This is a genomic window from Serratia sp. PL17, from assembly GCF_017832355.1.
Classification (GTDB): domain Bacteria; phylum Pseudomonadota; class Gammaproteobacteria; order Enterobacterales; family Enterobacteriaceae; genus Serratia.
The window spans coordinates 1470153-1483563 of the sequence record NZ_JAFIBY010000001.1; the positions used below are offsets into that span (position 1 = coordinate 1470153).

General features: G+C 55.4%; 14 protein-coding genes. 12 read left to right on the forward strand and 2 right to left on the reverse strand.

Annotation, left to right across the window (positions count from 1 at the left end; all coding sequences use genetic code 11):
- Window positions 1–4: 4 nt before the first annotated feature.
- Window positions 5–913, reverse strand: a complete 909-nt coding sequence (locus tag JOE25_RS07065; protein WP_209633604.1) for a LysR substrate-binding domain-containing protein — start codon at window positions 911–913, stop codon at window positions 5–7.
- Between the two features lie 172 nt (window positions 914–1085).
- Between JOE25_RS07065 and JOE25_RS07070 the strand changes: the two genes are divergently transcribed.
- From JOE25_RS07070 to JOE25_RS07110, 9 genes are all read left to right on the forward strand, one after another.
- On the forward strand, window positions 1086–2036 hold the full coding sequence (locus tag JOE25_RS07070) for a branched-chain amino acid ABC transporter permease (RefSeq protein WP_209633606.1): 951 nt from the start codon (window positions 1086–1088) through the stop codon (window positions 2034–2036).
- An 8-nt stretch (window positions 2037–2044) separates the two neighbouring features.
- Window positions 2045–3157 (forward strand): ABC transporter ATP-binding protein, encoded by a 1113-nt coding sequence (locus tag JOE25_RS07075; RefSeq protein ID WP_209633608.1) that lies wholly within the window; start codon window positions 2045–2047, stop codon window positions 3155–3157.
- Complete coding sequence (locus JOE25_RS07080) at window positions 3154–3924, forward strand: ABC transporter ATP-binding protein (RefSeq protein WP_209633610.1); 771 nt, start codon at window positions 3154–3156, stop codon at window positions 3922–3924. Before JOE25_RS07075 ends, JOE25_RS07080 begins: the two co-directional genes overlap by 4 nt.
- Window positions 3917–4630 (forward strand): ABC transporter ATP-binding protein, encoded by a 714-nt coding sequence (locus JOE25_RS07085; RefSeq protein ID WP_209633612.1) that lies wholly within the window; start codon window positions 3917–3919, stop codon window positions 4628–4630. Before JOE25_RS07080 ends, JOE25_RS07085 begins: the two co-directional genes overlap by 8 nt.
- A gap of 33 nt (window positions 4631–4663) precedes the next feature.
- Window positions 4664–5824 carry a branched-chain amino acid ABC transporter substrate-binding protein gene (locus JOE25_RS07090; protein ID WP_209633613.1) on the forward strand — a complete coding sequence of 387 codons (1161 nt, stop codon included), beginning with the start codon at window positions 4664–4666 and terminating at the stop codon, window positions 5822–5824.
- Window positions 5825–5854: 30 nt separating this feature from the next.
- The gene (locus tag JOE25_RS07095) at window positions 5855–6346 is read left to right on the forward strand and encodes an L-2-amino-thiazoline-4-carboxylic acid hydrolase (RefSeq protein ID WP_209633615.1); all 492 of its coding nucleotides are present in this window, start codon (window positions 5855–5857) and stop codon (window positions 6344–6346) included.
- Complete coding sequence (locus tag JOE25_RS07100) at window positions 6343–7569, forward strand: Zn-dependent hydrolase (protein ID WP_209633617.1); 1227 nt, start codon at window positions 6343–6345, stop codon at window positions 7567–7569. The genes JOE25_RS07095 and JOE25_RS07100 overlap by 4 nt, the downstream gene beginning before the upstream one ends.
- Before the next feature lie 88 nt (window positions 7570–7657).
- Window positions 7658–8005 carry a metalloregulator ArsR/SmtB family transcription factor gene (locus JOE25_RS07105; RefSeq protein WP_209633619.1) on the forward strand — a complete coding sequence of 116 codons (348 nt, stop codon included), beginning with the start codon at window positions 7658–7660 and terminating at the stop codon, window positions 8003–8005.
- Between the two features lie 3 nt (window positions 8006–8008).
- Window positions 8009–8542 (forward strand): SRPBCC family protein, encoded by a 534-nt coding sequence (locus JOE25_RS07110; protein ID WP_209633621.1) that lies wholly within the window; start codon window positions 8009–8011, stop codon window positions 8540–8542.
- Here the strand turns inward: JOE25_RS07110 and JOE25_RS07115 are convergent, their stop codons facing one another.
- Window positions 8543–9571: a transporter gene (locus JOE25_RS07115; RefSeq protein WP_209633623.1), complete on the reverse strand. Its 1029-nt coding sequence runs from the start codon at window positions 9569–9571 to the stop codon at window positions 8543–8545.
- A 204-nt stretch (window positions 9572–9775) separates the two neighbouring features.
- Between JOE25_RS07115 and JOE25_RS07120 the strand changes: the two genes are divergently transcribed.
- From JOE25_RS07120 to pbpG, 3 genes are all read left to right on the forward strand, one after another.
- Complete coding sequence (locus JOE25_RS07120; RefSeq protein WP_209633625.1) at window positions 9776–11386, forward strand: inorganic phosphate transporter; 1611 nt, start codon at window positions 9776–9778, stop codon at window positions 11384–11386.
- Between the two features lie 26 nt (window positions 11387–11412).
- A complete protein-coding gene (gene ppk2, locus JOE25_RS07125; protein WP_209633627.1) occupies window positions 11413–12327 on the forward strand; it encodes a polyphosphate kinase 2 in 915 nt (304 codons plus the stop codon).
- Between the two features lie 160 nt (window positions 12328–12487).
- Window positions 12488–13321, forward strand: a complete 834-nt coding sequence (gene pbpG, locus JOE25_RS07130) for a D-alanyl-D-alanine endopeptidase (protein WP_209633629.1) — start codon at window positions 12488–12490, stop codon at window positions 13319–13321.
- Window positions 13322–13411: the final 90 nt, after the last annotated feature.

The window sequence follows — 13411 nt, forward strand, 5'->3', positions numbered from 1 at the left end:
GTGTTCAAACCCCGGCCTCTTTCAACAACCAGCGTTGCAGATCCAGTCCCTCCGGCGACAGTTCACTGTCTTGCCGCACGCACAGGTAATAATCACGGCCGTCGTCGATCGCCAGATCGAACAGCTTAACCAGTTCACCACTGTTCAGGTAAGGGGTGATCAATGGCTCGCGCATCAGGGCGCACCCCAGCCCGGCCTGCACTGCCGCCAAGGTCAATAAACCGTCTTCAAACATCGGGCCGGTGCTGCGTAAGGGGCGCTGCGCCCCGGCTAGCTGAAACCACTGCATCCAGGTCGTGCGTTCTTCATCATGCAACAGCGGCAGCGGCGAGAGTTGATCTGGCGTATCGAACACCCCGTGTAGCTTGATAAAATCCCGGCTGCACACGGGCACCATTTTACCGGACATCAGTTTTTCACTGCGATAACCTGTCCATTGCCCGGCACCAAAACGAATCGAAATATCCGCAGCGTCACTGAGATAGTTACGGTGATTAGCGTACACCACGTTAATGTCGGTCTCGGGGTTCTCACGTAGAAAACCCTGTAGCCGTGGAATAAACCACCCCATGCCAAACAGCGGGATCAGACTGATGGTCACCTGTCGGGATGCTGATTGTTCTCGCACCTGCTCCGTCGCCTGACGCAGTACGTTAAACGCCGAGCGTATCGAACGGTAATAGTCCCGCCCTTCATTACGCAGGATCAGCTTACGCCCTTGGCGTTCGGTCAGCGGCATCTGCAGAAATGCCTCCAGGGTTTTGAGCTGATGGCTCACCGCCGAGGGTGAAATCCCCAGTTCTTTCGCTGCGCCGGTAACGCTGCCCAAGCGGGCAATAGCCTCAAATGCCCGTACAGCACGAAGCGGCGGATCGTTGGGTAACGGCACTGCATATTGTTCTGTTTTTTTCATATATTGGCTATTTTTGTGAAAATACAGCGAAGGTTTAAATTTAATATACAGATAAATCAATCTATTAAAAACACGCGTTTTTTGTATAAGAAATTATTTTTCCGTATTTTACAATTTTTTTTAATTCTCTAGTGTGAGCGTCCTGAATCATTATTTTTCGGGACTCTCCCCTATGGATACGCTGATACAGCAGACCGTCAACGGCCTGATGCTCGGCAGCATTTATGCGTTGATCGCCCTGGGCTACACCATGGTTTACGGCATCCTGCGCATCATCAATTTTGCCCACGGTGATGTGTTGATGGTTGGCACACTCAGCGCACTGTCCGCCATCGGCGTGTTACAGCACCATTTTCCTGCGCTGTCGCCGTATGCCGTGCTGCTGCTGGCGGCACTTATCGCCATGGCGGTCTGCGCCCTGGTATCGATGAGTATCGAGCGTCTGGCCTATCGCCGCCTGCGCAATGCGCCGCGCCTGGCGCCCCTGATCAGCGGGATTGGCGTTTCGCTGCTGCTACAAACGTTGGCCATGCTTATCTGGTCGCGCAATCCGTTGATGTTCTCGCAACTGTTACCCATGTCCCCTATCGCGCTAACTCAAGGCAGCGCTGAACACGCACCGGCGGTGATCACCGGGACGGGCATCGCCACACTGGTCGTTGCCGTACTGGTGATGGTCGGGCTGTTGTTCTTGGTCGAACACTCTCGCTTTGGCCGCGCTATGCGCGCCACGGCTGAAAACCCCCAGGTCGCCAGCCTGATGGGTATTGATCCCAACCGCATCATCATTCTGACCTTTGCCCTTGGCGGTGCTCTCGCAGCCGTGGCAGGCATCATGATGGCCAGTAACTACGGCAATGCCGGTTTCTCCATGGGCTTCCTGCCCGGCATCAAGGCCTTTACGGCTGCCGTACTGGGTGGGATCGGCAATCTGCGTGGCGCGATGCTCGGCGGATTACTGCTAGGGCTGTTTGAATCACTGGGCACCGGTTATCTCGGCGAACTGACCGGCGGGACTTTCGGCAGCAACTATCAGGATGTGTTTGCCTTCCTGATTTTAATTGCCGTGTTGGTGTTCCGCCCATCCGGGCTGCTAGGCGAACGCGTCGCTACCCGCGCCTGAGGACAAAAATGACTATTCTGACCACCATGATACATACCGACAGCCCACACCGCGCCAGACTCGGCGTAGTCTTGTTTATGCTCGGCCTGGTGCTGGCCCCCTGGGTGGCCGGTGCCGCAGGCGGCAACTATTGGGTACGGGTGATCGATTTCGCACTGCTGTACCTGATGTTGGCACTGGGGCTGAACATCGTGGTCGGCCTCACTGGCCTGCTGGATATGGGGTTTATCGCTTTTTACGCGGTAGGCGCCTATCTGACCGCGCTGTTGTCATCTCCACATTTGACCGATCAGTTCCCGCTGCTATTGCACTGGTTCCCGAATGGCCTGCATCTGTCGATTTTGTTACTGATCCCCTTGGCTGCACTGCTGGCAGCGCTGTGCGGCATTTTTCTGGGGGCACCCACGCTGCGGCTTCGCGGTGACTATTTGGCCATCGTCACACTGGGTTTCGGCGAGATCGTGCGTATTCTAATGCGTAATCTGGATCGCCCCCTCAACATAACCAATGGCCCGAAGGGGATTTCCGGCATCGATCCCGTCTCATTGTTTGGCCTGACGTTTTCCGGCATGCACCAATGGTTTGGCCTGCGTTTTTCGTCGCTCTACCTCTATTACTATCTGTTCGCCGCATTGCTGTTGCTGATCCTGTTTATCTGTCTCCGCCTGCAACATTCGCGGGTTGGCCGCGCCTGGACCGCCATCCGCGAGGATGAAGACGCTGCACGCGCCATGGGCATCAATACGCGTAACTTCAAGCTGCTGGCATTTGCCATTGGTGCCACCTTTGGCGGTATTGCCGGGGCGCTGTTTGCCGCGTTTCAGGGGTTTGTCTCGCCAGAGTCCTTCACCTTGCAAGAGTCTATCGCCGTCTTGGCCATGGTGGTTTTAGGCGGAATGGGCCACATACCCGGCGTGATCCTCGGCGCTTTGCTACTGGCCGCGCTGCCAGAATTGCTGCGCAGTACCATGGGGCCACTGCAACAGGCGTTATTTGGGCAGGTGTGGATCGATCCGGAAATTATCCGCCAACTGTTTTACGGGCTGGCGTTGATTCTCGTGATGCTCTATCGCCCTGCGGGCTTGTGGCCGGCACGCCACCCACAAGGGGCAACGTCATGACACCACTCCTCACGCTCAGTAACGTCAGTAAACGCTTTGGCGGGCTCACCGCTGTCGATGACGTCAGCATCAGTATTCGTCAGGGGGAGATTTACGGTCTGATTGGGCCGAACGGTGCAGGAAAAACCACCTGTTTTAACCTGATCACCGGCCTGTATCGCGCCGACAGCGGCGAATTCCGTTTACAGGATCGCCGCTACAAACCACAGGCGATAGATAAAGTGGCGCAAGCCGGTATTGCGCGTACCTTCCAGAATCTGCGGTTGTTCAATGAAATGAGCGTGTTGGAAAACGTGATGGTCGGCTGTCATCTGCGTACCCGCAATGGTCTCTGGGCGGCAATTTCACGCCACCGTCGCGCGCGGCAAGAAGAGCAGGCAACGCGGGAGAAGTCCTACGCGCTGCTGGAGTACGTCGGCATCAGTCAATTTGCCGATTACCGCGCCGGCGATTTGTCCTATGGCCATCAGCGTCGGTTGGAAATTGCCCGCGCATTGGCCACCGAACCCAAATTGCTGGCCCTGGACGAACCGGCGGCAGGCATGAATGCTGCCGAGAAAGTGGCGTTGCGCGATCTGCTGCAACGTATCCGCGAAAGCGGCAAAACCCTGCTGTTGATCGAACATGACGTCAAGCTGGTGATGGGATTGTGCGACCGCCTGACGGTACTCGACTACGGCAAAGTTATTGCCGAAGGCGAACCTGCTCAGGTACGACGCGAACCTGCCGTGATCCGTGCCTATCTGGGAGGGGCTGCTCATGTCTGAACCGTTACTGGCAGTCAAACAACTAAAAGTGTCCTACGGCGGTATTCATGCCGTTAAAGGCATCGATTTTTCGGTGAACAGCGGCGAACAGGTGACATTGATCGGTGCCAACGGTGCCGGAAAAACCTCCAGCCTGCGAGCACTAACGGGCCTGCAGCCCTTCGGGGGCGAGATCCTGTTTGAGGGACGCTCTATTCGCGGCGTACCGACACATCAGCTATTGCAACAAGGGCTGGTCATGGTGCCGGAAGGACGCGGTATTTTTGCCCGCATGACGGTACTGGAAAACTTGCAGCTCGGTAGCTATTTGCGACGTGACAAAGCGGCAGTACGTCAGGATATGGAACAGGTTTGCACCCTTTTCCCACGTCTGCGCGAACGGCTGCAACAGCAGGCCGGGCTGCTTTCCGGCGGCGAGCAGCAAATGGTTGCAATGGGCCGCGCCTTGCTCAGTCGCCCCCGGCTGTTGGTGTTGGATGAACCCTCGATGGGGTTGGCACCCATTGTGGTCGAAGCCATTTTTGAGGTCATCAAACGTCTTTCTGGTGACGGTGTCACGTTACTTTTAGTGGAACAAAATGCCCGGCTGGCGCTGGCATCAACCGACCGCGCCTATGTGCTGGACAGCGGCAGTGTGAGCCACTGTGGACGCTCTGCCGACATGTTGGATGATGAAAAAATCAAACAAGCCTATTTGGGTGAATAACCTTTTTATTTTTAATCACACCGGGAGCTATACATGAACAAGATAACTCGCTTGAAGCCGCTGGCACTTGCCGCCGCCGTTTTGGTTAGCCTGAGTGCGGCATCACCGGCTTTGGCCGATGAAACTATTCTGATCGGCCTGGCGGGTCCGTTGACGGGCCCTTCCGCGCGCATCGGCAAAGATTTGGAGAACGGCGCGCAGCTGGCGATCGCCGATGCCAATGCCCAAAAACCCACGCTGAAAGGCAAGCCGGTCGTCTTTAAACTGCTGTCAGAGGACGATCAGTCCGACCCACGTACTGCGGTTGCCGTAGCCCAACGCTTGGTGGACGAAGGCGTCGCGGGTGTGGTGGGCCACTGGAACACCGGTACCAGCATACCGGCAGCACGCATTTACCACGATGCCGGCATTGCCCAGGTCGCGCCCGTCGCCACCGGCCACGGCTATACTCAACAAGGGTTCGATACCAGCTTCCGCGTGATGGGCCATGACGATGACGGTGGCAATTACGCGGGTGAATATGCGGCCAAGGTACTCAAGGCCAAGCGTATTGCGGTAATAGATGACCGTACCGCCTTCGGACAAGGGCTGGCAGATGAGTTCATCAAGTCACTGGCGGCGCAAGGAATTCAGCCGGTAGCGCGTGAATATGTCGACGACAAGACTGTCGATTTCAGTGCGGTATTAACCACCCTGCGCAGCAAGAACGCTGATCTGATCTTCTTCGGCGGTGTTGATTCTCAGGCCGCTCCTCTGGCCCGTCGCATCAAACAACTGGGGATGAACACCCAATTAATGGGCGCCGGTGGTTTTGTCAGCCAGACGTTCCTGACGCTGGCGCAAAAAGAAGGTGAAGGCGTCGTCGCACTGGAGCCCGGTTTGCCGCTGGAACAGATGCCAGGCGGCAAGGCCTTTGAGCAGGCCTATCGCGACCGCTATAAAACCCATATCGAACTGCATGCGCCGTTCGCCTACGACGCCACCCGGGTATTGATTGCTGCCATGGAGCAAGCGGGGTCTGCCGATCCAGCCGATTACCTGCCGGCATTGCGCACCCTTCATTATCAAGGTGTTACAGGCACCATTGCATTCGATTCGCAGGGCAACCTGCAACAGCCGAGCTTCACCCTTTATCGGGTCGTTGACGGCAAATGGCAGCCGCAGAGCGTACTGGGCGGCGCAAAAACACAATAAGAAATCCGCAAGGCAATGAGGAGCAAGGCGATGAGCGATGCAAAAAACGAATTGGGTATTCTGGCCCGGCGACGCATAGAGGCGGAAATCATTAAACCGATCTATCAGATTCTGGTGCGTGAGATAGGCAAGGAACGCGCACAGGCGGTGATCGGCGAAGCCATCGAAAACGCCGCCATTGAGGCGGGCAAAAACTTTGCTGCGCAGGAGCCCAATGGCGCCGATTTGCAGAGTTTCGCCGCCTTGCAATACCTGTGGGAAAAAGACGATGCGCTGCAGGTAAAGGTGATCTATCAGGACGAACAACATTTCGACTATAACGTTACCCGCTGCCGCTATGCCGAGATGTACCATCAAATGGGATTGGGCGAAATCGGTCATTTGTTGTCTTGCGCGCGCGACAGCCAGTTTATCGTTGGCTATGCGCCGGATGTCGAGCTGCAACGTACCCAAACCATTATGTCCGGTGCGTCCTGCTGTGATTTCCGCTATGCGACCAAACCGCAGGGAGAGAAGGAATGACACAACGGGTGAATGGGGAGCGCCTGTGGCAAAGCCTGCGTGATATGGCACAGTTTGGCGCCATCCCGAAAGACGGCGTCACCCGGCTGGCGTTGAGCGAAGAAGATCGCCTGGCACGCGACCAGTTGCGTGACTGGGCACTGGAAGCCGGTTGCAGCGTGCGCGTCGATCGCATGGGTAATATGTTTCTGCGCCGTGAAGGTTCTCGCCCAGAACTGGCGCCGGTGATCACCGGTTCCCACGTTGACTCTCAACCCAACGGAGGACGTTTTGACGGCATTTATGGCGTGCTCGCCGGTCTGGAGGTGATCCGCACTCTCAACGATCGCCAGATCACCACGGAACGTGCCGTTGAGGTCGTCAACTGGACTAACGAGGAAGGCGCACGCTTCGCCCCGGCGATGATCTCCTCGGGGGTGTTTGCTGGCGTATTTGACCTGGCGTACGGCCTGTCGCGTCGCGACGATCAGGGTGTCAGCATCGGTGAGGCATTGCAGCAAATCGGTTATGCGGGTGAACATGCGGTAGGCGGAATGCCGATTCACGCCGCCTTTGAACTGCACATTGAGCAAGGGCCGATTCTTGAAGCAGAAAACATTGAGATTGGCGTGGTGACAACGGCGCAAGGGCAACGTTGGTATGAACTGGAAATCACCGGTTTTAGCGCCCATGCAGGTACCACACCGATGGATCGCCGTCGCGATGCCCTGCTCGGTTTTGCCGCCATGGTTATTGCCGTCAATAACATCGGTACGGATTTCATGCCCGACGCCCGCGCCACGGTGGGCATGGCACAAATTAGCCCCAATTCGCGCAATGTGGTACCCGGTAAGGTGTTTTTCAGCGTCGAATTCCGCCATCCGCAAGAGAGGGTACTGGAACAGATGGAACAGCGGCTGTTAGCGGCCGTAGCCGAGGTTGGTACCAAGGGTCTGAGCGCCCACGCCGAACGTATTTTCCAGTATCAACCGATACGCTTTGATCAAGGTTGCATCGACAGCATTCGGCAAGCCGCACGGTCACTGGGCTATTCCCACCGCGATATGGTTTCCGGCGCGGGTCATGACGCCTGCTACCTGAGCCGGGTTGCGCCGACGGCGATGATCTTCATTCCCTGCGTGGAAGGCATCAGCCACAACGAGCTGGAAAATATTTCCCGCGAATGGTCGACAGCCGGTGCCAACGTACTGCTTAACGCATTACTGGCGCAAACCCATGCCTGAACACATTGCCCCGGCCCTTCAGTCGGGGCAATAAAAAATATTCAACAAACTGGTTGAATATTCGCCTACCTGTTCTATATTCAACCATATGGTTAAATTATCTTCCTCACAGCTGGACGCCATTTTCCGAGCGCTTTCTGATCCAACGCGTCGCGCGATACTGCGTACGTTGGCCGATGGAGAGCACAGCATTGGTGAACTGGCCGCGCCGTTGCAGATGTCGTTTGCCGGCGCCTCCAAGCATATCAAAGCACTGGAGCTTGCTGGGCTGGTGCAACGCACCGTGCAGGGAAGAAACCATATCTGCCGGCTTGAACCCGAGCCAATGGCACAAGCCATGCAATGGCTGCAAACCTACGAGCATTTCTGGACAGAGCGGCTGGACGCGCTGGAAATCGCGCTGCTGCAGCCCGAACCGAATCCTCCCAAGGAGTGAACCATGAACGACTACGGCATGATTATTGAAACCGGCACGCTGCGCATTCAGCGGCTGCTTCCCGGCCCGATCGAGCGAGTATGGGCCTATTTGACGGAATCCGACAAACGCGCCACCTGGCTGGCCGCCGGCGATATGAAACTGGAAAATGGTGCCCAGGTTGAGCTGGTGTTCCGCAATTCTGACCTCACCGGTGAGCATGAACAAACACCGGCCAAATATAAAAACCTTGGCTGCAGCGTCAGCAATATCGGTCACATCACCTGCCTTTTCCCCCCACGCCTGCTGAGCTTTACCTGGGCGGAACAAGGACAGAGTCGCCCTTCCGAAGTGACCTTTGAACTGACTGAACAGGGAAATGCCGTGCTGTTGACGGTGACCCATCGCCGCTTGGCTAACCGCGACGAAATGCTCAGCGTCGCCGGAGGCTGGCACACGCATTTGGATATCCTGGTCGATCGCCTGCACGATCGTCAGCCACAGCCGTTCTGGAGCACCCACGCCAAGTTGGAAGAAGAGTACCGGGCCAGACTCTAGTCAGCTTTCATCCCGGCGTCTGAACGCCAGATAGCCGGTCACCAGCGTAAAACCGCCGACCAGCAACACCAGCAAAATAAAGCCGTGGTGGTTGCTGGCCAGCGGGATCCCTCCCACGTTCATCCCGAAGAAACCCGCAACGATATTGATCGGCAGCGCCAACACGGTGATCACTGTCAGGGTATAGAGCGTACGGTTATTCTGTTCCATTTGCTTGGCGCCAATCTCCTCCTGCAACAGACGAATGCGCTCGGTAAGACTGGCGAGATCGTTCAACACCACGGTAAATTCTTCCGTGAATTGGCGCAGATCTTGTACCACGTCGCGGCTCAACCAGGCCGGTGGCCGGTTGAGCAAACGGAACAGCGCCGCAGGTTCCGGTGCCAGTAAACGCTGAAAACGCAGCAGCATACGGCGCATACGCCCCAGTTCTGTACGGTTTCGTTTAACGTGATTACTCAATAGGCGGTCTTCGATGGTATCGACATACTGGTTGGCCTGTCGCACCACTTGCTCAAGCACGTCCTCCTGTTCTTCCAGCAGATGCGCCAGCAGTTCGGTCGAGGATGTCAGTTGTAGCGGCCCCAACCGGCTCAGCAACCGTTCGATTAAACGCAGCGGCTTGTGCCGTACCGTGACCACCAGCCCGCTACGGCAATACAGCCATAACGTCGCGATCTCTGGATTGTTTTCTTTAGGGTGAAAAATCACGTCGTTGAGCACGGCAAACAGATCGTCGCCCTGACGTTCAATACGCGTGGTATGTGAACCATGACGGATCTCATCGAAGAAAAAGTCGGAAATAGCGAAGTGATTTTTCAGCCATTTCTCAGCGGCTGCATGGTTCAAATTGAGATGTAACCAGATAAAACCCTCACCCGGTGACAATGTCTGATAAGCCTGACAAGCCTGCTGCGATGAAACGCGTAGCGGCGGCTCTGCCGTGCGGAATACGTGGCCATAAATCAGCCCGGTGACCTCATCATCAAAATCAAGTTTGTGCAATTTTTCCGCAACCGTTTGAGCCATAAATCTTTATCCTGAATAACCACACCAATTAATAATCAGCTCCAGCATTTATATCAATCTTTAAATGCCAACGTTAATTATTTTCACTTTTCCCGATGATTAATATTACCGTCATAAAAAAGTCACATTGTTTCCCAATACTTTGATGGCAACAGCGTACGGCTCCGTCAGTATTCTAAATGAAGTTTATCGGGAAGGTCCTTTATGAGCGAAAACAGCGCCGTTCAAGCAGGTGCACCATCTGCATCCAGCCTGCCAAAAATCTACCAAAAGAACAGTCGACTCACTGTTCTTTTTTTTGTGTTTTTATTAGTACTGGGGATAGCTTTTGCCGGGGTTAATTTATTTAACGACGTGAGTGATGCGGGTGCGGTATATACCAGTTACCTCCCGTTCCTTTTATTAGGATTAGCGCTACTGATTGCATTGGGCTTTGAATTCGTTAATGGTTTTCATGATACGGCCAATGCCGTTGCCACGGTGATTTATACCCACTCATTGTCGCCGATGGTGGCGGTTGTTTGGTCAGGCTTCTTTAATTTTCTCGGCGTGCTGCTTTCCAGCGGCGTGGTGGCGTTCGGTATCATTTCGCTGCTGCCCGTCGAGCTGATCTTACAGGCTGGCACCGGTAACGGCTTCGCCATGGTTTATGCGCTGTTGTTCTCGGCGATTATCTGGAACCTCGGTACCTGGTGGCTCGGGTTACCTGCCTCGTCATCTCATACGCTGATTGGCTCAATCATCGGCGTTGGGGTGGCCAATGCGCTGATTCACGGCCGCACCGGCACCAGCGGCGTAGATTGGGGACAAGCAATCAAAGTGGGCTACGCTCTGTTGCTTTCGCCGGTGATCGGCTTTGTGTTTGCCGCATTATTGCTGCTGGCGCTGAAAGTCTTTGTCAAAAACCGCCAACTCTATACCGCCCCTAAAAACGACTCGCCGCCGCCGTTGTGGATCCGCGGTTTACTGATCCTGACCTGTACGGGGGTTTCCTTTGCTCATGGGTCCAACGATGGGCAAAAAGGAATGGGTTTGATCATGCTGATCCTGGTCGGCACCATGCCCATTGCCTATGCGCTCAACCGCTCAATGCCACCCGAGCAAATCCCGCGGGTCGCCGCACTGGCAGAAGTCACCAAAAACCAATTGCTGAGTCAGTTTCCGGCCGTCAACCAGGCACAACCGCGCGACGTGCTGACCGGCTATGTGCGGACCAGCGAACTCTCCCCCGACGTCGTGCCTGCACTGGCCCAATTGACCGGCGCCATTGGCGATCAAATCCGCCAGTACGGTTCGGTCGACAAGATCCCCGCTCAGGCCGTGTCTAATACCCGTAACGATATGTATCTGGCGTCGGAGGTCATTAAACACCTGAAGTCGGAAAAACAACTTCACCTATCCGCCGACTCGCAGCGCAATCTGGATGCCTTGAAAAGCGATCTGGATAGCGCCACCCGCTTTATTCCGTTCTGGGTCAAAGTGGTCGTGGCCATTGCCCTTGGGCTGGGCACCATGGTGGGCTGGCGACGTATCGTCGTGACCGTGGGCGAGAAGATCGGTAAAAGCCATCTCACCTATGCCCAGGGGGCCAGCGCCGAGCTGGTGGCGATGACCACCATCGGGGCTGCGGACATCTTTGGGCTGCCGGTTTCCACCACGCATGTGCTGTCATCCGGCATCGCCGGCACCATGGCAGCCAACCGCTCCGGTCTGCAAATGTCTACCCTGCGTAACCTGCTGATGGCCTGGGTCTTGACGTTACCGGCCTCGGTGCTGCTTTCCGCTGGGCTGTACTGGATTTTCAACCATTTCTAAAACCGGGCTAACACGGAGAATTAACCATGTCTATGCATGAATTTAACCGCGACGAGAGCTTCAACCAGCGCTTGCTGCAAGAATTTTACGACAGCTATGACGAAGAGCTGGAAATGGAACTGGACGATCTGCGCTTTGACGATACCGAAGTGGACAGCGACTCGAAAAAGGCGTGGCGCAAACAGTACTTCCGCGAATTGCTGCGCTTACAGGGGGAACTGGTCAAACTGCAGGACTGGGTTATGCGTACCGGCCATCGGCTGGTGATCATTTTTGAAGGCCGTGACGCTGCGGGCAAAGGTGGGGTGATCAAACGCATCACTCAGCGCCTGAACCCGCGCACCTGCCGTGTGGCTGCACTGCCGGCCCCCAACGATCGCGAACGTACCCAGTGGTATTTCCAGCGTTTTATTGCCCATCTGCCGGCCGCAGGCGAAATGGTACTGTTCGATCGCAGCTGGTACAACCGTGCCGGGGTGGAGAAAGTGATGGGCTTTTGCAGCGACGAAGAATATGAAGAGTTCTTCCGCAGCGTGCCAGAGTTCGAGAAAATGCTGACGCGCAGTGGCATTCAGATAGTGAAATACTGGTTCTCAATCACCGACGACGAGCAAGAGTTGCGTTTTCTCAGCCGCATCCACGACCCATTGAAGCAATGGAAACTCAGCCCGATGGATCTGGAGAGTCGCCGCCGCTGGGAAGACTATACCGAGGCCAAAGAAGTCATGTTAGCACGCACTAACATTCCTGAAGCCCCCTGGTGGGTAGTTCAGGGTGTCGACAAGAAAAAGGCGCGGCTAAATTGCATCAGTCACCTGCTTGAGCAACTGCCCTATGAAGAAGCGGAGGGCAACGTGATCACCCTGCCACCACGCAAACGCAGCCCGGATTACAACCGTCATCCGGTTCCGGACACAATGGTGGTTCCAGAAGTGTATTGATGTCTATAGGGAGGCGGTACGCCGTCTCCCTGCGTTTTTCTCGCTACAATACCCCCCCAAGATTCCTGACCCGTTGTATCAACACCCTATTTTCTCCACATTTGCTGTGCAGACTCTTTCTGATATTCATTCATCAGTCAGGATCATAGTTACGGTTGCCATGTCTTTATTTAATTCCACTGTTCGCGTTCACGCATGCCGCTTCGGCGCCATTTTGGTTCTTGCTCTGCTCTTCCTGCTGCCAGCAGCACAAGCCGCTGCGCCGCTGGCGCTGCACTCGACATCCGTGTTGGTCGTCAATCAACGAACCGGTAAAGTCCTGTATCAGAAGAAGGCTAACCGCGTGCAACCCATTGCCTCGCTGACCAAGTTGATGACAGCCATGGTTACGCTGGACAGCAAACGTCCACTGGGTAACAGAATGCAGGTCACGCCATCGGACCGCGATCTGTTAAAGAAAACCCACTCGCGCCTGACTATCGGCTCAACGCTCAGCCGCCGGGATATGTTGCACATCGCGTTGATGTCATCGGAAAACCGTGCCGCGTCGGCGCTGAGCCGCAACTACCCCGGCGGTCGTAAAGCCTTTGTGGCAAAAATGAACCAGAAAGCACGTGCCATCGGCATGAAGCATTCACACTTTTACGATCCGACCGGACTGACCCCAAGAAATGTCGCCAGTGCCAACGATCTGCTGAAAATGGTTAATCATGCCTACCGTTATCAGACCATTCGGCGTTTTAGTACTGACAAACAGCAAATCGTACACCCTGGCCGAGGCCAGTTGGTTTATCGTAGCTCCAATGGGTTAATCAACAATCCCGCCTGGAAAATCCAGTTGCAAAAGACCGGGTTCACCGACGAAGCAGGCCATTGTCTGGTCATGCGGACCCTCATCAAAGGGCAGCCGGTGGTCATGATCCTGCTCGGTTCCCAGCAGCGCTACGGTCACTATAGCGACGCCATTCGCCTGAAAACCTGGCTGGAATCCTGATCCGATTCGGGCGCGCTAATGACGCGCCTTTTTCCGTTCTGCGCATATCTAAATTCGTTTTTTATCAATGGAATATCCTATCCCCAATCA

Coding starts and splice junctions, on each gene's coding strand:
- JOE25_RS07065 (WP_209633604.1), bottom strand. CDS start 913: ATGAAAAAAACAGAACAATATGCAGTGCCGTTACCCAACGATCCGCCG.
- JOE25_RS07070 (WP_209633606.1), top strand. CDS start 1,086: ATGGATACGCTGATACAGCAGACCGTCAACGGCCTGATGCTCGGCAGC.
- JOE25_RS07075 (WP_209633608.1), top strand. CDS start 2,045: ATGACTATTCTGACCACCATGATACATACCGACAGCCCACACCGCGCC.
- JOE25_RS07080 (WP_209633610.1), top strand. CDS start 3,154: ATGACACCACTCCTCACGCTCAGTAACGTCAGTAAACGCTTTGGCGGG.
- JOE25_RS07085 (WP_209633612.1), top strand. CDS start 3,917: ATGTCTGAACCGTTACTGGCAGTCAAACAACTAAAAGTGTCCTACGGC.
- JOE25_RS07090 (WP_209633613.1), top strand. CDS start 4,664: ATGAACAAGATAACTCGCTTGAAGCCGCTGGCACTTGCCGCCGCCGTT.
- JOE25_RS07095 (WP_209633615.1), top strand. CDS start 5,855: ATGAGCGATGCAAAAAACGAATTGGGTATTCTGGCCCGGCGACGCATA.
- JOE25_RS07100 (WP_209633617.1), top strand. CDS start 6,343: ATGACACAACGGGTGAATGGGGAGCGCCTGTGGCAAAGCCTGCGTGAT.
- JOE25_RS07105 (WP_209633619.1), top strand. CDS start 7,658: ATGGTTAAATTATCTTCCTCACAGCTGGACGCCATTTTCCGAGCGCTT.
- JOE25_RS07110 (WP_209633621.1), top strand. CDS start 8,009: ATGAACGACTACGGCATGATTATTGAAACCGGCACGCTGCGCATTCAG.
- JOE25_RS07115 (WP_209633623.1), bottom strand. CDS start 9,571: ATGGCTCAAACGGTTGCGGAAAAATTGCACAAACTTGATTTTGATGAT.
- JOE25_RS07120 (WP_209633625.1), top strand. CDS start 9,776: ATGAGCGAAAACAGCGCCGTTCAAGCAGGTGCACCATCTGCATCCAGC.
- ppk2 (WP_209633627.1), top strand. CDS start 11,413: ATGTCTATGCATGAATTTAACCGCGACGAGAGCTTCAACCAGCGCTTG.
- pbpG (WP_209633629.1), top strand. CDS start 12,488: ATGTCTTTATTTAATTCCACTGTTCGCGTTCACGCATGCCGCTTCGGC.